The sequence below is a fragment of the Jeotgalibaca caeni genome (assembly GCF_028863945.1).
GTDB lineage: Bacteria > Bacillota > Bacilli > Lactobacillales > Aerococcaceae > Jeotgalibaca > Jeotgalibaca caeni.
This window is the reverse complement of record NZ_JARBEA010000003.1, coordinates 42,245-62,062: the sequence shown is the minus strand read 5'-3', so window position 1 is coordinate 62,062 and position 19,818 is coordinate 42,245. Positions and strand designations below refer to the sequence as shown.

Here is a 19,818-nt window from a genome sequence, read left to right as displayed (position 1 = left end):
GCCCTGTCCCCTCTCTTAAACCATGCAACTTTCGCATGAATTTGATCCGATAATATCCCCATCCTCTGTATATGTGCGTACATAATACAAAGACTTGATTCCTTTTGCATACGCATAATTCCGTAGACGATTTAAGTCCCGAGTGGTTAACGTATTCCCTTTTCCTTCTTTCCACTCATATAAACCTTCCGGCAATTTCGATCTCATAAATAGAGTTAAGCTCATCCCTTGGTCAATATGCGGTTGTGCCGCCGCATATACGTCAATAATTTTCCGTTGGTCCATATCATACGCCGATGTATAGTAGGGCATCGTCTCATTCGATAAAGAAGGCGCCGGATAGAAAATTGCTCCGACTGTTTTCTCTTGACGATGTTCTATTCTTTGCGTAATCGGATGTAACGAAGCACTTGTTTCGTTGATATAAGAGATTGATCCATTCGGCGCAATAGCTAAACGATTGCGGTGATACAGACCAAATTTTTGTACTTCTTCACGAAGTTGTTTCCAATCATGTACAGTAGGCAAATGAACCTTTCGGAAAATAGCCGCAACTTTCGGAAACGTGAAGGTAAACTCTGATTCCAGATACGGGATAAAGTAAGAACCATCTGCATACGTTGATTTTTCAAAATTGTGAAACGATTCCCCTCTTTCCTTCGCAATCTTATTGCTGGCAAGGATGGAGTAATAATTTAATGTTTGAAAATAAGTTTTGGTAAATTCGATGGATTCTGGCGATCCATACGTCATTTGATGAAGGGCGAAGGCAGTATGCAAGCCCATCGCACCCAATCCAATCGTGTGGTACAGGTCATTTCCTTTTTTAATAGTAGGGACTTCTTCTATTTCAGTCCGCTCTGTAACGGTAGTCAGAGCACGGACGGCAACTTCAACGGATAAACCAAAGTTAGGTGACTCTAATAAGTTCGGAATATTGGTTGAACCAAGGTTGCAGCTGATATCCGTTCCAATGGTTTCATAGGACAAATCGTTCTTCAGCACGGAAGGTTCTTGCGGTTGGAAAATCTCGCTACAGAGATTGCTCATAATAATTTTCCCATCAACTGGATTCGCTTTGTTTACCGTATCAATATTAATAATATAGGGATAACCGGATTCTTGTTGCAGACGGGAAATTTCTTGTTCCAATTCTCGCGCATTAATTTTTGTTTTTTTAATATTCTTGTTCGCTACTAACTTGTCGTATTCTCGAGTCAGGTCGATGTAAGAAAATGGTTGGCCATATTCGCGTTCGACATCGTATGGACTGAATAAATACATCGGACGATTCGTTTTGAGTAATTCATAATATTTGTCGGGAACAACTAGACCTAAGGAAAGCGTCTTTACACGAATCTTCTCATCCGCATTTTCTTTCTTCGTAGACAAAAAGGCATAAATATCAGGGTGGAACACATTTAAGTATACGGCGCCCGCACCATTGCGCTGCCCTAATTGGTTACTGTAACTGAAGCTGTCTTCCAACAGTTTCATTACGGGAACAACACCAGACGAGGCGTTTTCAATCTTTTTAATAGGGTCTCCTGCTGCCCTCAGATTCGACAAGTTGACTCCAACTCCGCCGCCTTTTCTAGAAAGTTGCAGCGCGGAATTGACCCCTCTTCCGATTGAGAGCATGGAATCATCCAGGTCAATTAAGAAACAGGAAACCAATTCTCCACGTCTTTTTTTGCCTGCATTTAAGAAAGTCGGCGTCGCTGGTTGATAGCGTTGTGTAATGAGCTCTTCCGCAAGTTGCAGCGCCAATTGTTTGCTTCCATTCGCTAAAAACAAAGCATTAAAGGCAATCCGATCCTCATAACGCTCCAAATATTTCTCACCATCATTCGTCTTCATTGCATACTGTGTGTAGAATTTGTATGCGCCCATGAAGCTCTTGAAGCGGAATTTGTGGGCATAGATTTTTTTGAATAACGTTTTAACAAAATGGAAATCATAATTCTTCCCTTGATTCTCCTCGTTCAGTGGTTCTCCCACCTCTACTTGATACGGCAGCAAGGTCGCTTCGTCTAAGTAATCCTCTTCGATTAAGTAAGACAATTTTTCTTCAAGGCTATGGAAAAAGACCGTATTTCGATTTATTTCTTCCAAGAAATAAGCTCTTACGGCTTCCTTGTCCTTGTGCAACGGTATTTTTCCATCAACAGGAATATTTACCTCATTATTTAAGTTAAAATAACTGACTCGATTTTTCGGTTGAACGATTTGCGTTTTCAATGGTATCTAGCTCCTTTTCCAATTTTTCAACATCGGTTGCACTTCCCTGAAATTCAAATGTATGGAGTACAGGAATGCCATATTCTGCTTCCAGATCACGGACGGTGAAGCAAAATAGGTTTGCAAAATTACGATTTCCCCCGCCAAACGTCCCTACACAGTTTGTTTGGTTGCGTCCTGTTTCTAAGAAGTCGTATACCGGTTCCAGCAACTCTGCCACATAGGTTGGTACAACTAAGATGAATGGTTCTCCTACCTCTATAAAAGGGTTGTGTAGTGTAATTTCAATTTTTTCAGCAATAGAAATTTTATTAACGAAACGTTTTGTTTGTCCTGTTACTGAAAAGTACACAATTTTAGCCATTTTGGCTCACCAGTTGGTTCAAACGCTCTGGCTGAAAACCGTTAAATGGTTCTTCTCCTTCCACTTGAACGACCGGAAGACTAAAAAAGCCGAGTGCCTTTACTTCCTCTACCCATGCAGGATCTTCAGTTATATTTTTTTCAATAAACTGTATGTTCATTTTGGCTAGATACTTTTTGGTGAATTGACATTCTCCACAACCAGGCTTGCTGTATACCACAACTTGTTTTGACATTTGGAACACTCCCTTTTTCTTTAAACACAAAAAAACCGCTCATCGGGATGAACGGCAAAGAAAACGACAGAAAATCTGGATAGATTGTTCCACCGTTTCATTTTCTCCATCCCCGAAAAAAATAGAAACAACAATTACTGGCAGGTCTCCTGGCTTGTGCTTCGTCCTACTATAGCCCTTCCCATATCTCATCCTCTCAGACTCTAGATACAGTGGTTTGCTAATTCGTCCACACATACAGTTGCGGGGGCAGCTCCAGCTTTTCACTGGATTCCCTTTTCAGACATTTTCATGTCACCAACAATTGCGGTACTATATTTAGTTTTATTTGGCTCTGATTTACTATATATAGGATTATAGCAGAGAGTTTTGAAATTACAATCTTAAATAAAGTCCAGCTTCCCTCTATATGTGCAAGTGAGGGGTTTTTTTTAGCGCCACTTGCACGTTTTGGAGGATTTTGGTATGAGTGAGATTTTTTTAAGAGCTCACTTGCACGTTTTGGACGAAAATGGTACAAGTGAGAAATTTTTTTGACTTCACTTGCACATTTACAAAAAATGAGACTCCTTTTGACAGAATGAGGGTTCCTTTATTGTATATAATAGTGAAGAGTGAGGAGGGATTTTTTGAAAAGTGATGAATGGATCATTGCCCAGCTATCGCAGCAAGAAGAGGATGGTTTAGTTACCTTGATTGATCAGTATGCACCATTATTGAAAAGCATCATTCGCAAGCACTTATACGCATTACCCCATCATCAAGATGAATGCTTAAACGATGTTTTTTTAGCTATTTGGAATCATATTCATCAATATGATTCGAATAAATCTAGCTTTAAGAATTGGATTTGTGCAATCGCCCGGTATCGTTCCATCAATACGTTAAAAAAGTACAGCAAAGACTTAACAATCGATTCATGGGATGAACAAATGGAGCAAGCCTATGCTCAAACAGATCAACCATTTTCAAAAGAATTATGGGAAATCCAGTTAGCGGAGCTGCTTGAACCCTTGAACGAAAAAGATCGAGCATTATTTAAGGATATGCTCGAATCCAATCATACAACGGAAGAAATGGCTCAGAAATATCATTTGTCGCAAGGTGCTTTATACAATCGTATTTCAAGAGGAAAAGTAAAACTGAAAGCGTTCTTCCAAAAGAAAGGAGAGAACCATTATGAGTGAAAACAAAATATACAAATTACTAAATGAAACCAAAACAAATGTTGCTGAATATGAAGAGGTAGAAGTCACCCATTTCGAGAAGCAACGTATCCTATACAATTTAAAAAAGAAAAACGCTCCTTCAAAAAAATATCCGATTTTTATTTTAGCGGCTATTGTACTGATTATTTTTGGCAGTCAGCCTGTTGTGAAAGGCGCCGTTCACTCTTTCTTAGAAACGATTCGCTATTCTTTTTCAGAAATGTTTGGGAACCAAGAGGATACTTCTCACACAGTCATTTCTGTTAATCAAACAGCTCATATTAATGGAGCAGAAATAAAGGTAGAAGATATTTTGTATTTCGATCGTCAGATTCTCATTTCCCTACTCGTTGACTTAGAGGGTTCATCGGAAGAAGAACATTTTTTGGGATTTAGTGATTTTTCTCTTTCTTTGAATGGCAAAACTTATACACTCGCTTCGAATACAGGCAGCCTTATTGATGAAGAGAAAAATATTCATTCTGTCCTGTACACAATTCCTTTAGATGATTCCTCCTTGTCTGAAGAAATAACCATGGATTTGCAAATAAACGATTTGGTTTTATATTACTTTGATTCGGTTCAGGGTAATCCTCCTATAGAAGGAACAGCATCGTTTTCATGGAACACTACCCTTTCTGAAATGACTAAGTATTTAGAAAAATATGAAATGGAGCATTCTGTAAAAACAGATGACATGGAGTATCAAATTCATTCCTTGTGGACACATCCCATGATCAGCATGATCAATACCACCTTCTTAAACGAAAGCGGCGACTACCAACTGATTGAATTACGTGGTATGGATGATCGAGGCCGAACCATTACTTTTAACACTGGTAATCACCAAGTCACAGACGATCAATGGAGTATGAATTTTTACTTTCAAGAAAAATATTCAGACATTACTGCAAAAGAATTAAGCGAAGCAGATTCTATCACCCTGCAATTTTATTCCGCAGGTCATCCAGAGGGAACAGGCGCAACTTATTTACCCTATGGCGATCCTTTTACTGTCCACTTACGTTAAAGCAAAAAGCACGAACTACCTCACAAGTAATTCGTGCTTTCATCTTACAACACCGTAACATTTCCACCCTGACGTTGGGCATTCATGAGTTTTTCTCTGGTTCCTTCTGTCAGCTCGCTGATTGTTTGATTTGGTTCAAATGTGGAAACAGCTGCACTAATGGTTACTTTCCTTGGGATCGTAAAGAATGTGTCTGCTACTTCTTTCCGAATCGCTTCCGCTACTTCGAACGCTTCTTTCGCGCTCTTATCGTTCAGAATAACCATGAACACTGTTTCACGAGAACGGCCTGCAAGGTACTGCTCTCCTACTACTTTCTTAATGACGTGACCAATTTCTTTCAAAATCTCCTCACTAACAATCGTCCCGAATTCCGCTTCATAAGTTGTTTGGTTGTCTACTCGAAGCAAAATGACGGACAATGCTTGTTCGAAGTTCTTCGCTTTATTTACACTCTTCCCTAATTCAAATAGCATGACCGAACGAGTATATAAAGAAGTGAGGGAATCAATTTTCATTTTGCTCTTTAAGGTAAGATTATTTTCCTTTAATAGTTCACGTTCTCGCTCTTCTTCGGTTACGTCAAAAACAATGCCTTTCAAAAAGAGCGGCTTTCCCTCTTCACTTCGCTCGGTTACTTTCCCTCGGTCCTGATAGACCTTCCAAGAACCATCTTTGGCTTTAATGCGATATTTCACTTCCCACACAGGCAGTTCTCCGTACAAGTGCGCACGCATATGATCCATGACGCGATCGTAGTCATCCGGATGAACCTTATCTGTGAAGAATTCAAAGGGGACTCGTTCCGGCAACTCCTCTTCGGTGTAGCCCAACGCTCCTGCCTTCATCGGGTTGAAAATCACTTCATTCCTTCTAAAATCCCAAAACCACTGCCCGAGATTTCCGGACCAACTAAATTCTAACCGTTCCGTTTCATGAAATGTATCCAATAATTCCTTATTCAAGCGTTTTAAAGATTCAATTTCTTGAAGTAGTTCTTCCGTTGTTTGTCCGTCGCTTGTCATTCTGTTAAAAGTCCTTTCTCATAAAATGTTATTTCTTTTAGTTTAGCGGATTTAGCCCCCTGGGACAAGCGGTTAAAATCTGGGTACTTCTCATTGATTTGTTATAATCCAGATATGAAGCGCGTTCATTTAAGATAAGGGGGAGAAGATGATGAAAAAGAAATTTCGTTCATTTCTTTATGGTGCAGCAAGTGTTGCATTACTTACCGCTTGCTCTGGAGGAGATACAGCAGAATCAGGTTCGTCACAGACGGCTGAAGGTACAGATGACCAAACCCTGACTGTTTGGGCTTGGGATACGAACTTCAATATCCCCATTATGGAAAAAGCTGGTGAGTATTACATTAATGACGGTAATGAAGATGTGAAAGTGAACGTCATTGAAATGTCGAATGAAGATACCAAGCAAAAAATGGTTGCTGCTTTCACTTCAAACGTGTCGGAAGGCTTACCGGACATTGTACTGATGGACGATTATGACTTGCAGAACTATCTGAACAACTATGAAGGCAAATTTGCAGAATTATCCGAAACGATTGATTTCAGCAATTTCGCCGACTATAAAGTCGATAACGCAACGGTGAATGATGGCGTGTATGCTCTCCCCTTCGACTCTGGCGCAGCTGGGCTGTATTACCGGATTGATTACTTAAGTGAAGCTGGTTATTCAGAAGAAGACATGCAAGACTTGACGTGGTCCGAATTTGTGGACATTGGAAAAGACGTAAAAGAAAAAACAGGAAAATGGTTTTTAACTTTCATTCCAAGCAGAGGAACTCATTATATTCAAATGGCGATGCAGTCTGCTGGTCTTTGGTATTTCGATGAGAACGGTGATGTTTTCTTGAAAGACAATCCAGCTGTGCATGAAATGGTTGATATCTTAAAGGAAATTGACGAATACGACTTAGCGAATCCAGTAGATTACTATTCTCCAGAAGCAGTTGGTGCGATTACGAGCGGCGAGGTTGCCGCAGTGAACTCTGCTATTTGGTACTCCGCAACGATTCGTTCCGCAGAAGATCAAGCCGGAAAGTGGGCGTATACCAATATTCCGAAACTAGAAACGGTAGAGAACGCCACACACTACTCCAACTTAGGCGGCGCGAGCTGGGTAGTCCTAAATGACTCGCCAAACAAAGAGCTTGCAATTGATTTCTTGAACAGTGTCTACGCAGGCAATGAAGAGTTCTATCAAGATATTTTAGTGGAGAATGGAGCGGTTGGTACGTACTTGCCTTCTCAAACCGGGGAAGCGTATCAATATGAAGACCCATTCTTCAATGATGCTCAAATTTATAAAGATTTCTCCGGGTGGATTCCAGAAATTCCTGCTGTTGATTATGGAAATAATACGCAAGCAGTAGTCGATGCCTTACGTGCGAATATTCAAAGCTACTTTGACGGCAGCCTTACTCTCGATGAGATGCTGGAAGAAGCAGAGAATCAATACAAAACGCAGGTGGGTGAATAGTAAAGGAGGAGCCGAATGAGCAAAACGTACCGTACACCAGAAAAGTTGCGGAATCAGAAAGATGTCTGGCCATTTATAATTTTTTCCGTGGTACTCAGCACAGTCTTTCTGCTTTATCCCATTTTTTATTCCTTGTATTTGTCTCTCCACAGTATGCAAGGACTGAGTTCCGTTTTTGTCGGATTGGACAATTATGTTCGGATGTTCCAGGACGATGTATTCCGGAAAGCGTTACTGAATAACTTTACTTTTTTAGTCTTCCAAGTACCGATTATGGTGCTCTTGGGATTGCTCTTAGCTTTTCTAATCAACTCACCAAATTTGAAGGGCCGGACTTTTTTCAAGCTGGCCCTTTTTCTTCCTAGTGTCACTTCTTTGGTATCTTATGCGGTGTTATTCAAGATGATGTTCCAGATTGGCGGAATCGTCAATCAAGCTTTAATGGGGATCGGACTTATTCATGATCCGATTAATTGGTTGAACAACCCGTTCTGGGCAAAGGTGACAATCATCATCGCTCTGTGTTGGCGGTGGACGGGATACAATATGATTTTCTATCTGGCCGGACTTCAGAATATCTCTGAAGATACGCTTGAGGCCGCAGCTATTGATGGCGCGAATAGCATCCAGAAACTATTTAAGATTGTCATTCCACAACTGAAACCAGTGATCGTCTTTACGACCATCACTTCTACCATTGGAACCATTCAATTGTTTGACGAAGTAGTGAACTTAACTGCTGGCGGACCGGCGAACGAAACACTGACCGCTGCCCAGCTGATTTACAACCACTCCTTCCTCTATACGAGCAACTTTGGCTACTCGGCCACTCTATCATGGGCTCTCGTGATCATTATTGCCGTCCTATCCGTGATTCAGCTGAAGGTCTCAAACCGAGATTAAAGATAGAAAGGAGAACAAATGAAAAAGAAATTCTTATCTTTCCTTAAGTATACGTTTCTAATTTTTTGCTCTTTCATTTCCGTTTTTCCTTTCTATTGGATGATCGCAGGTGCTACAAATACATCCAATCAGATTGCAGAAGGAAAATTGACGTTCGGAAATCAACTCCTGATTAACTTACAAGCTTTGTTTGGTGCCTATGACATTCCTTTAATCATGTGGAATTCCTTGAAAATTGCGCTCATTACCGTGGTTTCGAGCTTACTGATTACTTCTCTGGCAGCGTTTGGCTTTGAGAAGTTTCGGACACGAACAAGTGAGAGTATCTATTCTCTGTTCCTCCTCTTCATGATGATTCCACTGGCTGCTTTAGTGATTCCCCTCTTCAAGATGATGGCGGGCTTGCAATTAGTGAACCAGCATTTGGCAGTCATCTTGCCAACGGTGAATAACTTGTTTTTGATTTTCTTTTTCCGTCAAAGCTTCAAATCATTCCCTAACGAGATACTCGATTCTTCTCGAATAGAGGGAGCGAATAACTACACCATTTTCTTCCGGATTGTATTTCCGATGATGCGGTCGACCTATGCAGCTGCCGCAATATATTCCTTCATGAACGCATGGAATAGTTACTTGATTCCTTTGATTTTCTTGCAGACAGAGGATAAATATACAATGACTCTGCTAATTTCTGGCCTTACTTCTGCCTCCTATGTAGCGAATTACGGAATGCAGATGATTGCCATTGTCATTGCGACAATCCCGACTTTAATTTTATTCCTGTTCATGCAAAAAGGATTTGTTAAAGGAATGACAGGTTCATTGAAAATATAAGTAAAATAGCCTCTGATATGACTACTGGTCGTATCAGAGGCTATTATTTCGTTCATCAGTCGCCATCCAGTTCAATCGAATTAGAAATATAATACTCCCATCCACGTTCTTCGGCGTATTCTTTTATTTTTCTAGACAGACGCTGATTCGTCGTGTATTCCAGCAAAAAAACGTCTTTCCCTTGTTCAGCCATTTCAGTAACATATTCTAAATAATACAGCCGCTCTTCTCGCTTCTGTTTACCAAACGTTTCCTCTTCAAAGTTGATGGAAGAAAAAATTGTTTCTTGATTCACACCTGTTAGAATCTCATCAACTTGTTGATTCTCTTCCAGATACATTTGAACGAATTCATTCCCGCCATTGATGATCACTGCTTTTTTATGCGTCATTAATTCTTTCAGTATGGTCTCCACGCCGGCATAGATTTCTGGATTGGGGAATTGTCCGTAAACATCTACATTGTCTACCCAGAATCCATCCATTCCCTTTTCTACTATTTCATTCGCTAAGGTGATTCCAATGAATTCCTGCCAGTTGCGGTTTTTCACGTCAATCCAATATTCTTCTTCCCAATTGCGGTAAGGTCCCAAGATGAGTTCTTCGTAGTCTTCATAATACGGACGGAAGGTCTCCAATGAGCCCAGATTCAAATACGCATATACTTCTGTACCTCTTTCTTTGATGGAAGCAACTTCTTCCTTTGACACATATTGTGGATCCAACACTACTTTCTTCTTGCCTTCTGTAGCTCTGACAGCATCGCTTCCTATCAAGCTCAAATAAGCGCCGTACCCAGAACTTGTTCTTACCTCTTCTTTATTCTCACACCCGCTCCATATCAACAAGGTGAAGAATAAACTGACGAACTTCCACAGACGCTTCATAGCAGAAACCACCGCTTCCTATTGGGGATCATTGATACCTTATTATAGCTGAAAAAAGACACTTCCTTACTAGAAGAAAGTGTCTTTTTTATTAAAATTATTCGGCTACACACTTTGCCAATGTTTCGCGAATGGATTCCACTACATCATATTCTTTGATTCCCAGTTCATCCATTGTGTCAGAAGGGTCGACATATAAATCTTCTGCTTGTAGTTGGCCAGTTAAGGCATAATGGATTCCATGTTCCAAACCTTGTTCTTCAGCATGACGGTCTACTTGTTCATAGTTTTCTCTTACTTGCTCAAACTCTAAGACGGGAATTTGAGTCGTTTCTGTTTGGCCTAATGCTTCTACCATCATTTTGTAAAATTCTTCGAACTTCATGTTTAATGCAGAAATCGCATAAGTCTTGCGGTGTGCTCCGTTTTCCATTGCACCAACTGCTGCTTCCGCAACTTGTTCTACCGTTACCATTGCTGTTCCACCTTTTAAGGAAGGGAAAACAGGACGTCCTTTAATCTGATCAGTAAACATTTTCCATAAAGGCATTCTTCCAGGCATCGTGCCAAAAATATAAGGTAAGCGCAAGCTCATGACATCCATAGAACCTTCGCCTTCCGCAAATGCCACTTGTTCTTGCAACAAGCGAGTATTTGGATAACCTTGTTTCTTCAAGTCATACTTGCCATCGAAGCGCTCTGCAAACTCAGAGAAATAAGATCCAAACACAACAAATTTCTTCACGCCAGCTTGTCTTGCTAAGCGAGCCAATCTTTGAGTAGGCAATACGTTTGCTTCATAGAAGAACTTCAATGCAGGTTTAGCAGGAATAATGCGTTCATCAGCTCCAGCTGCGTACATAAATCCAGTACAGTCCGAAAGCAATTCAATGATTTCTTCATCTGACAATTGATTAATATCACCAAATTGAATTTCTACGTTGCTTGGGAATAGTCCTTCAGCTGGCATCGGCGGCAAGGCCATAGTTTTCACGTCATAGCCACGATTCAATAATTCTTTTGTTGTGTAATACCCTAAAAACCCTGTTCCACCTAAGATAAATACTTTTGACATATCGATTCTCTCCTTTGTGCTTTTCACATATTCGTTTTTCTTGTTATCTTATTCACATATATAGTATAATGCATCTACATACTGAAAAATCATCATAATTCCGCTAAACTTTCACTTTTTACCAGATAAGGAGTTCGAATTTCATGTCAAAAAATTATCCCTATGTGGGCGGCCATTATTTTTCTGAGAACTTTCGCCCTCAAGATTTATGCTTAACTTATGAGTCACTCGTGAAGTCGGAGTCACGCTTGTTTCGAAATGAAGTTGAATTTATTTTTGTCGTTTCTGGAACTGGGAAAATAGAAATTAATGGGAGCCTGTTTCCTGTGAAAGCAGGCAATCTCATTCACCTTCTACCATACCATATCCACCGCTTTGTGATTGAAAAAGGACAGGCGTTGACTTTCTATCGCATGCGTTTTTCACTTGGTCTATTACTGCTTTCCTCGGTCAATGAGAAAAACTATTTATCACATTTTAAGGACCTAGATCAAGTTGTTTCCATTATGTCTCTTCCGAAACGGAAGATTCACCTCTTAACTGCTCTTTGCGAAGAAGTATTATATGAGAAGCAGCACGCCCACACATCCTTTGAAAATTTACACTTATCCTTGGTTTCATTTATTGCTTATTTTATGCAGACTATTTCTGGAACCAGCCAATCGGATCCCCCTTCAACGAAAAGTTGGCGCTGTCTAGAATATATTCACTTGCATCATCAAGATTCTCTAACGCTTGATACAGTAGCAAAGGCCCTCTCCCTACCAAAAGAAACGGTACAGGCTGAATTAAAAGAAGCGACGAACTTTTCCTTCAGTCAGTTGCTTAACCAAGTTCGGATTCGCAACGCGACCGCTCTCCTGCAGTTTCCCGACCTGACGATTCAGCAAATCGGGTCCATTTGCGGCTATCAGTCCAACGCAAACTTCTATAAACAGTTCAAAGAAATTCACAAACAAACTCCCCAAGCTTACCGCGACCAGTTGAATAGCGGGAATCAACTAATCGCCTATAGCGATGCTTGGGACGTTGCCATATTTATTCTCGAGAATTGCCTTTCGCCTTTAACTTTGGAGACCTTAGTTGCGCAAACCCGTTTCTCCGCCGACAAGATCAATGAACTGTTAAAAGAAAAATTCAAGATGACTTTCAAAGAATTATTGAACCTTTATCGAATTCAGATTGGCCGGATCCTGCTTCTGAATTTGCCTCTTAATGTAACCGAGGTCGCGCTAAAAGTTGGATTCTTAGATGCCAATACGTTTATTCGCAATTACAAAAAAGTCTTTCAAGTCACTCCTCATCAAGAAAAGATGCTGTCTCGTGAATAGACGGATGGTTCTCATGTGTATTATTTTGCTCAATCCGATATAATCAAAATAAAGGAGTTGAGCGTATGAAAAAGAAGAAACAAGAATATGAATTACTTGCGACTGAAATAATCGATTTGGTTGGCGGGGAAGAAAATATTAACCGCGTCATTCATTGTGTCACACGTCTACGCTTTTATTTGAAAGACGATACCGTACCTGACAAAGAAAAAATAGAACAAGTAGATGGCGTGATGGGTGTTGCTGTAGCTGGTGGACAATTCCAAGTTGTCGTTGGACAGGCAGTGGATGATATTTATGCCGAAGTGATGGCGCAATTGTCTCCTGCAACTGAGGAAGAACCAGAGTCCGCCAATGAAAATCTCTCCCTGCTTGGAAAAGTTAAACGAGCAATGAATCAGTTAATTGGTATTATTACAGGCGCGATGATGCCGATCATTAGTATCCTCGCAGCTTCTGGTATAATTAAAAGTTTACTCGCAGTTCTAACGACTACAGGTCTTGTCGCAGCAGAAGGCAGCATTTATTTAATGATTAATGCGATGGCAGATGCAGTCTTTTATTTCTTGCCTGTTCTGATTGGGTTCAATGCAGCGAAACGAATCGATGGGAATCCCATATTGACCGCTGTTATTGGTGGTGTCATTATTCACCCTACTGTCATTGAAGCAGCAAATAACGGATTGAATATTTTAAGTCTCGGTTCATTTGATTTTCCTTTTGTATCTTATACCTATTCGATTTTCCCGATGATTTTAGCAGCCTGGCTCGTTAAAAAGCTGGAACGTTGGCTTAAAACGTGGGTCTCCATGTATATTCAAGCCATTTTTATTCCAATTGTCGTAATTGGCGTTGTTTCTGCGGTTACGTTTATGCTGACGGGTCCTGTTATTACTTGGTTTTCCCAAGGGCTGGCGGCTGGTCTTCAAACGCTCTTGAGTTGGAATGCGCCCATCTTTGGTGCCATTATCGATGGCTTCTACCAAATTCTCGTTATTTTCGGGCTCCACTGGGGAATCATTCCCATTTATGTCAACGACTTTGCTACACTTGGGTATAGTTATCTCTCTGCAATTGTCAGCATGCCGATTGTGGCACAAGGCGGTGCAGCTCTCGCTGTAGCGGTTAAATCACGGAAGCCCAAAGTGAAAGAGCTCGGTTATGCCGGCGCGATTTCTGCTTTTTGCGGCATTACGGAACCTGCCATTTACGGGATTAACTTGCGCTTCCGCAAACCATTTATTTGTGCCAGCATTGCCAGCGCAATTGGTGGATTCCTGACAGGTGTTTTCCGGATTAATATGTGGAGCATCATCGGTTCAATTATCGGATTGCCTTCCTACATTGATCCAGTAAATGGAATCACATCCAATTTCTGGTATGCGGTACTCGTAACCGTTGTAACGCTAGCTCTCTCCTTTGGCCTCACCTATGTCTGGGGTTATAACGATGCCATGGAAATGCAGGAAAAACGTGAAAAACCGAAGAATCCTGCAAAAGCCCATCTTCTTTCAAAATAAAAGAAGGTTCTCACGATCCTCTCGTTAGGATAGTGAGAACCTTTTTTCCTTTTGGAGCTAATCGTTGCGATAAAATGACGTTTGGCTCGGCTATCGCAACGATAACGGCTTTATCGTTGTGATAGATTGAAGTTTGGGCTTACTATCGCAACGATAACCGTTTTATCGTTGTGATATCGTAACGGTTTGGCTTGCTATCGCAACGATAAACTTTTAAGCCTTAAAATTATAGAGCGGTTTTAAGATTTGAACGTCTTCCATTGTTTCTTTCGTGCGTTCCAGAATCTCTTCCAATGGTTTATAGGCAAAAGGTGCTTCATCAAGGGTTGCCTTTCGTACAGAAGTAGAATAGATTCCTTTCATTGCTTGTTGAAATTCATTCAACTTCAACTGCTTCCTTGCTTGCGTTCTAGATAGTAATCGCCCGGCTCCATGCGGTGCAGAATCGTTCCAATCTGGATTCCCTTTGCCCCGAGCCAAGATGCTGCCATCCCGCATATTGATTGGAATGAGAATTTCTTCTCCTTTTTGCGCGGAAATGGCACCCTTTCGAATGATGCGTTGCTTCAAATCCAAATAATTGTGCACAACGTCAAAGGTCCGAACAGGCTGCCAACCCATTGCCTGCGTAATTTCCATCATCATCGCCTTCCGGTTAAGATGAGCATATCGCTGGGTAAGAGCCATATCAAACAAGTACTGCTTCATGTCATCCCCCTCTAAATAAGCAAACTCAGGATCAATTGGATGACCCTCCACTGTTTTATTTCCCTTACTTTGCCAGTAACGAATTGCTTTTTGTTGGTGGAACTTTGCAACTTGCTGTCCTAAGGAACGTGAGCCCGAATGGATAATGAGGAACAAGTTGCCTGATTCATCTTCGTTTAGTTCGATAAAATGATTCCCGCCGCCCAGAGATCCGAGAGAACGTCTGATACGATCCAGATTTTCTAAAGGAACATAAAGGGAATCTAAATCAATCGAGCGAATAAACCCATGTGGCTGATTACGAATGCCTGTCCCACTCGGTACATGTTTCTTTATTGCCGCATCCAGTCTCTCCAGTTCTCGGCGCTCCACCCGCAAATTCCCTAATTCAGCCACAAACATTCCACAACCAATATCAACCCCGACTACATCGGGGACAATTTTATCGGTAAAGGTCATCGTTGTTCCTACTACCGCTCCTTTACCAATATGCGTGTCCGGCATAATGCGAATCGTACTCCCGTTAGCATATGGATGGTCAACGAGGCGTCTCACTTGGTTCAGCGTTTCTTCGTCGATATTCGTCGTGAAAATTTTTGCTTCCGCATACTTTCCTTTCAAAATTTGTTCGTCACTTTTCATAGGTGTCCCTCCCTCTCATTCCTATCATAGCGGATTGTGTCCTCCCTCATCAAACTTCTGTTACAATGAGCTTAACAAAAGGAGGTAGGAGTCATATGATTGATGTAAAAGATAGAAGTTACTTGGAACGTTGTTTGGAGCTTGCTCAAACCGCTCTGGACAAAGGAGACGAGCCATTTGGTTCAGTGTTAGTTTCTGCTTCTGGTGAAATTCTATTCGAAGATCACAATCACGTCTCAGGTGGAGACCACACCCAGCACCCAGAATTTGCGATTGCTCGTTGGGCGGCCAACCACATGTCGCCTGAAGAACGAAAAGAAGCAACCGTCTATACATCCGGAGAGCATTGCCCGATGTGTGCTGCCGCTCATGGATGGGTAGGCTTAGGTCGAATCGTCTATGCGAGTTCATCGAGTCAATTGAACGAGTGGCAAAAAGAAATGGGACGCCCACCTTCACCTGTAAAAAGCTTGCCTATTGAAGCAATTATTCAGGATGCAAATGTGGATGGACCTGTTCCTGAATTAGCAGAATTAATACGTGAAATGCATATGAAGTTGCATCAAAGTTAATTAACACATGTGTTTGATACGTATTTTAAAATTAACTTAAAGGCAGCACCTGCAAGTTTCCGACTATAATTCGGAAATTTTGCAGGTGCTGTTTTTTTATTTACTATAGTTCCATCCATGTTCTTCATGATAGATCATTTGTTTCGACATTCCGCCGTCCACTAAAAATTCTTGTCCAGTGATAAAACCAGATTTCTTCTCGTCTAAGAGAAAGGCTACCATCTCGACAATATCCGTTGGGTGCCCAACTCGACCAACCAAATGTTGGGAGTGGTCACTTCCAGACAGTTCGACAGCTTGCCTTGGCGTTTGAAAGTCACTCGTTTCAATCCATCCAGGACTAATTGTATTCACCCGAGCCTTTGTACGCAAACTGTTCGCCATGGCATGAGTGAGGGAAAGTAACGCCCCTTTTGAACTGCTATAACTTTCATTGTCCTCCATACTTTGTCGATTTCTAGTAGAAGACATCAATATAATGCTGCAAGGATCGGAAAAGTAAGGTTCCAATTGTTGGGTTAAATAATAAGCTGTTCCAACATTCACCTGTAACACTTCCATAAATTCTTCGTAGGTTGCCTTTGATACTAACCCGCCATGATTAATGGCTGCGTTGTGAATCAAGCCGTCAATTTGACTGGTGTGTTCCGTTATAAAGTTTACGAAAGCTTCTAGCGTGGCTTTGTCTGCCAAATTGCCGTAAAAGAAATGAAGATGAGGAGAAGAAAGGCGTTTTTCCAACGCTTCCCCTGCTTCTTGATCTCGGTCGATGACGTAAAGTTCTACTTTGTCTACAAAGCTTTCTACCAGTGCGCGACCAATTCCGTTTGCTCCACCGGTTAAGATGATTTTCTTCATTTTATGTTCTCCTTCTACTAGGAATAATCTGCAGCAAATCTTCAATTGGTTTGTATTCCTTTGTATTCTCTAACTCCTCTTTGATAACTTCACCGTCTTCTTGAAACAATTTATATGCTTTCGCTTGTGGTTGAGATTTGTGGATCAGATAGGAAGGACCCTTCACTTCAATCGCACAATTATTTTCGATAGCAATTCCTACTTCACCATAATCCAGTATTTTTTGGTTAAAGTCTTCTTCTCGATTATCTTCGTTGTAATGAGGACAGTGCATGGCATCGATCAACTCAAGTGCTTCTATTCTGACATAATTCCATGTTCCTTCTGCATCAAAACTTTCCGTATCACTATGCCCGCTCTTGAACCAACAAATAGATCCGGCGCTTAAGCCACTCAGGGTCTTTCCTTTTTCGTACGCTTCCTTCAATGACTGGTCTACTCCATATTGCTCCCAAATTTGAAGCATTTTTCTAGTATTTCCTCCGCCAACATAGACGAGATCGGCGGCCATAATTTGCTCCCTTGCTTCTGCGGGGCTTGTTTTCCCCTCTACTAATAAAAGGACATCTGTCTCACATCCGAGAAGCTCCCCGTAAACATGCTTGAACGAATCAATATATCCTTGTGGTTCACCACTCGCAGTGGGTATGAACAGAGCTTTCGGGTTTTCCTTTCCAACTGACTTCACTATTTTTTTATCAATATCCAATGTCTCTAATTGACTGATTTCTCCTCCGCCAATCGCAAAAATACTCCCCATGCTCTAACCGACCTCTCTATTCTTTATTTGTCCGAAATAAAGTTCTCAAACACAAGTTCTTTTACAAGTACCGCACTCATACCAGCCGGACCACTACCAATAATTACACAATCGTATCGCATATCCATTCTTCTTCCTAGTTGCTGTATCATTATTTTATGGCAACTGAAATATTTTCGCCACTATATGCATGGATAGACAAAAAAACACCTCCCATTTATTGGAAAGTGTCTGGTCCTTCAATTTATTTATTATAAATCTTTGGGCCTTTACGCATGTTCTTCAAATCGTTCTTTGGTGTGTCGACTTGCTTTGACTTGCCGCCACCTTGTTTGTTCTTAATAAGCTTTAACATTTTTTCTTTTGGATTCACTGTTTACACCGCCTTGGATGAGGCTTGAAGATGGAACGATTCGATCCCTGCCCACATGATAATCAGTAAATCATACAGGAAAACGCCTCAGTTAACAAATACTTTTTCAAATTAGAAAAAAATACTTCTAAAGGCTGATTAAATTTAACAAATAGTGTATTATCTTATTAGTACACTAATAAGAAAGAAGGTTTTCCCATGCAAACAACTATTTCAGGTCTTATTTTGTTACCTATTTTCGCTCTTACTCTATTTTATGTTATGCGGTATAAAGTCAGTAAAAGTCTTTCTCCTGTTCAAAAAATAACGGTTGTTTCATTTGTTGTTTATTGCTTTGCCGTACTGTATTTAACCTTTTTTCCTTTCCAAATCCAAACAGGAATTTATGCCAACCAAACACCTTGGAAGAGCCGAATTAACTTTGATCCTGTTTTAGATCTCTCTGCCCTGCCGAATCTTCTGATGCTTGCTCCATTGTCGGTGTATTACTACTTGATGAGAAAAAATTCGTCTTTGTTAAAAGCCATCAGACTTGGCTTCTTAGTTAGCTTCAGCATTGAATTTTTACAATTTTTAACGAATTACTTCTTGGGCGGCTGGCGTGGAGCCGACGTTGCTGACCTTGTTATCAATACCTTAGGAGCAGCATTTGGATATTTAATTGTCAGTGGTACCTTTCACACTGCTAAGGAAACTTCTTGGATGCATCAGTTTAAGTTATATTAATTAGCAACCAAGCAGCATTGCGGTAGCAGTGTTGTTTTTTCTAAAAGAACCTTCAAAAAAGCTCCGCTTCTTGATGAAATCAATCTTCTTAATTTAACAACCAGCTGAATTCTACTGGTTGAATTAAGAAGTACATCTCATCAAGAAACGGGGCTGTATTTTTGCTTTTTTGTTAGCACATGTCCTTGTACTCTAGCTATACATCTTCGTATGTCATTGTTCTAAAATCGTTCCTATCGTTTCTCTTAATTTCAGACAACGATTTTTGTACAATAACCTAAAATAATATCCTCTCAAAAAATGGATGACATTCGATTTTTTCCAGAAGAAGTTTAAACTGTATCCTTCTTTCTCCAATACTTCATTAAGTTCGTCAAAAATCTTCCATATCCAGTTCTCCATATCATTTTCCGATACGCCTTTTTCTTGAAGGGCTTCTACTGCAAAAAGCAGTCTTTCCTCTTCCTCATCCATAAAAGGGTGTCCTGTTTTGAATAAGCATCCTTGAATTGTTTCTAAACATTCAAAAGACAACGTGGGATCAAAACTCGGATGGCGGATGGCTGCAGTTAATAAATCCGCTCCATGCGCTATGCTGTGTGCCCACCCTTTTCCAACAACATGGCCACGAATATCCTCTTCGAGCTTCAAATAATTCATACTAGAGATCGTAGTCTTCTTCAAAATATCCTCTGATAAAAATTGTTTTTCCTGATCTTTATCCAAGACCAGCACCATGACCAGCGAGCTGAAAGAACGAGTAAATACGGAGTCGCTCTCTTTTTGACCGATATTCATGAACAAGTTTCTAAGGCAAACCTCCAGGATGTGTTCCATTTGTTCGTTTGTTACATAATCCTCGCAAATAAGTTTTCCAAAGGTCTGATAAATGAGCGTATCCCTGAGTTCTGAATCAGTGGAACCTATATTACCCAGCATTTTTTCAATCAGAACATTTATATCACTATCAGGTAAAGATGCTTCTAAATTTCTCAGTTCATTTTTTAATGTCATTATTATCCGCCTTATTTAACTTTGTTTGTTCGCTCTAGC

Annotated in this window: 20 protein-coding genes and 1 riboswitch; of the genes, 9 read left to right on the top strand and 11 right to left on the bottom strand. The window is 40.6% G+C overall.

Annotation, left to right across the window (positions count from 1 at the left end):
* Nucleotides 1-15: 15 nt before the first annotated feature.
* From nrdE to PVE40_RS01120, 3 genes are read right to left on the bottom strand one after another with little or no spacing between them, the layout of a single operon-like run.
* Nucleotides 16-2,241: a class 1b ribonucleoside-diphosphate reductase subunit alpha gene (gene nrdE, locus PVE40_RS01130; RefSeq protein WP_274730023.1), complete on the bottom strand. Its 2,226-nt coding sequence runs from the start codon at nt 2,239-2,241 to the stop codon at nt 16-18.
* Complete coding sequence (nrdI, locus tag PVE40_RS01125) at nt 2,195-2,605, bottom strand: class Ib ribonucleoside-diphosphate reductase assembly flavoprotein NrdI (protein WP_274730022.1); 411 nt, start codon at nt 2,603-2,605, stop codon at nt 2,195-2,197. Before nrdI ends, nrdE begins: the two co-directional genes overlap by 47 nt.
* Nucleotides 2,598-2,840, bottom strand: coding sequence for a glutaredoxin domain-containing protein (locus PVE40_RS01120; protein ID WP_274730021.1), 243 nt, complete (start codon nt 2,838-2,840; stop codon nt 2,598-2,600). Before PVE40_RS01120 ends, nrdI begins: the two co-directional genes overlap by 8 nt.
* 122 nt (nt 2,841-2,962) lie before the next feature.
* Nucleotides 2,963-3,157: riboswitch (cobalamin riboswitch) on the bottom strand.
* Between the two features lie 312 nt (nt 3,158-3,469).
* On the opposite strand from PVE40_RS01120, the gene PVE40_RS01115 reads away from it, so the two are divergent.
* A complete protein-coding gene (locus PVE40_RS01115; protein WP_274730020.1) occupies nt 3,470-4,027 on the top strand; it encodes a sigma-70 family RNA polymerase sigma factor in 558 nt (185 codons plus the stop codon).
* Entirely contained in the window at nt 4,020-5,078 is a 1,059-nt protein-coding gene (locus tag PVE40_RS01110; protein WP_274730019.1) for a hypothetical protein, read from the top strand. Before PVE40_RS01115 ends, PVE40_RS01110 begins: the two co-directional genes overlap by 8 nt.
* A gap of 44 nt (nt 5,079-5,122) precedes the next feature.
* Here the strand turns inward: PVE40_RS01110 and PVE40_RS01105 are convergent, their stop codons facing one another.
* Nucleotides 5,123-6,103, bottom strand: coding sequence for a sensor domain-containing diguanylate cyclase (locus PVE40_RS01105; RefSeq protein WP_274730018.1), 981 nt, complete (start codon nt 6,101-6,103; stop codon nt 5,123-5,125).
* A 151-nt stretch (nt 6,104-6,254) separates the two neighbouring features.
* Between PVE40_RS01105 and PVE40_RS01100 the strand changes: the two genes are divergently transcribed.
* From PVE40_RS01100 to PVE40_RS01090, 3 genes are read left to right on the top strand one after another with little or no spacing between them, the layout of a single operon-like run.
* Nucleotides 6,255-7,577, top strand: a complete 1,323-nt coding sequence (locus tag PVE40_RS01100) for an ABC transporter substrate-binding protein (protein WP_274730017.1) — start codon at nt 6,255-6,257, stop codon at nt 7,575-7,577.
* A 15-nt stretch (nt 7,578-7,592) separates the two neighbouring features.
* Nucleotides 7,593-8,480 (top strand): carbohydrate ABC transporter permease, encoded by an 888-nt coding sequence (locus PVE40_RS01095; protein WP_274730016.1) that lies wholly within the window; start codon nt 7,593-7,595, stop codon nt 8,478-8,480.
* Nucleotides 8,481-8,498: 18 nt separating this feature from the next.
* Nucleotides 8,499-9,314, top strand: a complete 816-nt coding sequence (locus PVE40_RS01090) for a carbohydrate ABC transporter permease (RefSeq protein ID WP_274730015.1) — start codon at nt 8,499-8,501, stop codon at nt 9,312-9,314.
* Between the two features lie 55 nt (nt 9,315-9,369).
* On the opposite strand, the gene PVE40_RS01085 is transcribed toward PVE40_RS01090, so the two are convergent.
* Complete coding sequence (locus PVE40_RS01085) at nt 9,370-10,200, bottom strand: endo alpha-1,4 polygalactosaminidase (RefSeq protein ID WP_274730014.1); 831 nt, start codon at nt 10,198-10,200, stop codon at nt 9,370-9,372.
* A gap of 97 nt (nt 10,201-10,297) precedes the next feature.
* Entirely contained in the window at nt 10,298-11,275 is a 978-nt protein-coding gene (locus PVE40_RS01080; protein ID WP_274730013.1) for an NAD-dependent epimerase/dehydratase family protein, read from the bottom strand.
* Nucleotides 11,276-11,418: 143 nt separating this feature from the next.
* Here PVE40_RS01080 and PVE40_RS01075 point away from each other — a divergent pair, with 143 nt between their 5' ends.
* Complete coding sequence (locus PVE40_RS01075; RefSeq protein ID WP_274730012.1) at nt 11,419-12,606, top strand: AraC family transcriptional regulator; 1,188 nt, start codon at nt 11,419-11,421, stop codon at nt 12,604-12,606.
* A gap of 65 nt (nt 12,607-12,671) precedes the next feature.
* Nucleotides 12,672-14,126 (top strand): PTS transporter subunit EIIC, encoded by a 1,455-nt coding sequence (locus PVE40_RS01070; protein ID WP_274730011.1) that lies wholly within the window; start codon nt 12,672-12,674, stop codon nt 14,124-14,126.
* Nucleotides 14,127-14,339: 213 nt separating this feature from the next.
* Here the strand turns inward: PVE40_RS01070 and PVE40_RS01065 are convergent, their stop codons facing one another.
* On the bottom strand, nt 14,340-15,476 hold the full coding sequence (locus tag PVE40_RS01065) for an RtcB family protein (protein ID WP_274730010.1): 1,137 nt from the start codon (nt 15,474-15,476) through the stop codon (nt 14,340-14,342).
* 95 nt (nt 15,477-15,571) lie between these two features.
* On the opposite strand from PVE40_RS01065, the gene PVE40_RS01060 reads away from it, so the two are divergent.
* Nucleotides 15,572-16,048, top strand: a complete 477-nt coding sequence (locus PVE40_RS01060; RefSeq protein WP_274730009.1) for a nucleoside deaminase — start codon at nt 15,572-15,574, stop codon at nt 16,046-16,048.
* Nucleotides 16,049-16,144: 96 nt separating this feature from the next.
* Here PVE40_RS01060 and PVE40_RS01055 read toward each other — a convergent pair whose 3' ends face one another.
* From PVE40_RS01055 to PVE40_RS01045, 3 genes are all read right to left on the bottom strand, one after another.
* Entirely contained in the window at nt 16,145-16,906 is a 762-nt protein-coding gene (locus PVE40_RS01055) for an SDR family oxidoreductase (RefSeq protein WP_274730008.1), read from the bottom strand.
* Nucleotide 16,907: 1 nt separating this feature from the next.
* Nucleotides 16,908-17,666 carry a peptidase E gene (locus tag PVE40_RS01050; protein WP_274730007.1) on the bottom strand — a complete coding sequence of 253 codons (759 nt, stop codon included), beginning with the start codon at nt 17,664-17,666 and terminating at the stop codon, nt 16,908-16,910.
* Nucleotides 17,667-17,910: 244 nt separating this feature from the next.
* Nucleotides 17,911-18,039: a hypothetical protein gene (locus PVE40_RS01045; RefSeq protein WP_274730006.1), complete on the bottom strand. Its 129-nt coding sequence runs from the start codon at nt 18,037-18,039 to the stop codon at nt 17,911-17,913.
* A gap of 198 nt (nt 18,040-18,237) precedes the next feature.
* Between PVE40_RS01045 and PVE40_RS01040 the strand changes: the two genes are divergently transcribed.
* Nucleotides 18,238-18,765: a VanZ family protein gene (locus PVE40_RS01040; RefSeq protein WP_258150085.1), complete on the top strand. Its 528-nt coding sequence runs from the start codon at nt 18,238-18,240 to the stop codon at nt 18,763-18,765.
* A gap of 213 nt (nt 18,766-18,978) precedes the next feature.
* Here the strand turns inward: PVE40_RS01040 and PVE40_RS01035 are convergent, their stop codons facing one another.
* Complete coding sequence (locus PVE40_RS01035; RefSeq protein WP_274730005.1) at nt 18,979-19,779, bottom strand: DUF2785 domain-containing protein; 801 nt, start codon at nt 19,777-19,779, stop codon at nt 18,979-18,981.
* Nucleotides 19,780-19,818: the final 39 nt, after the last annotated feature.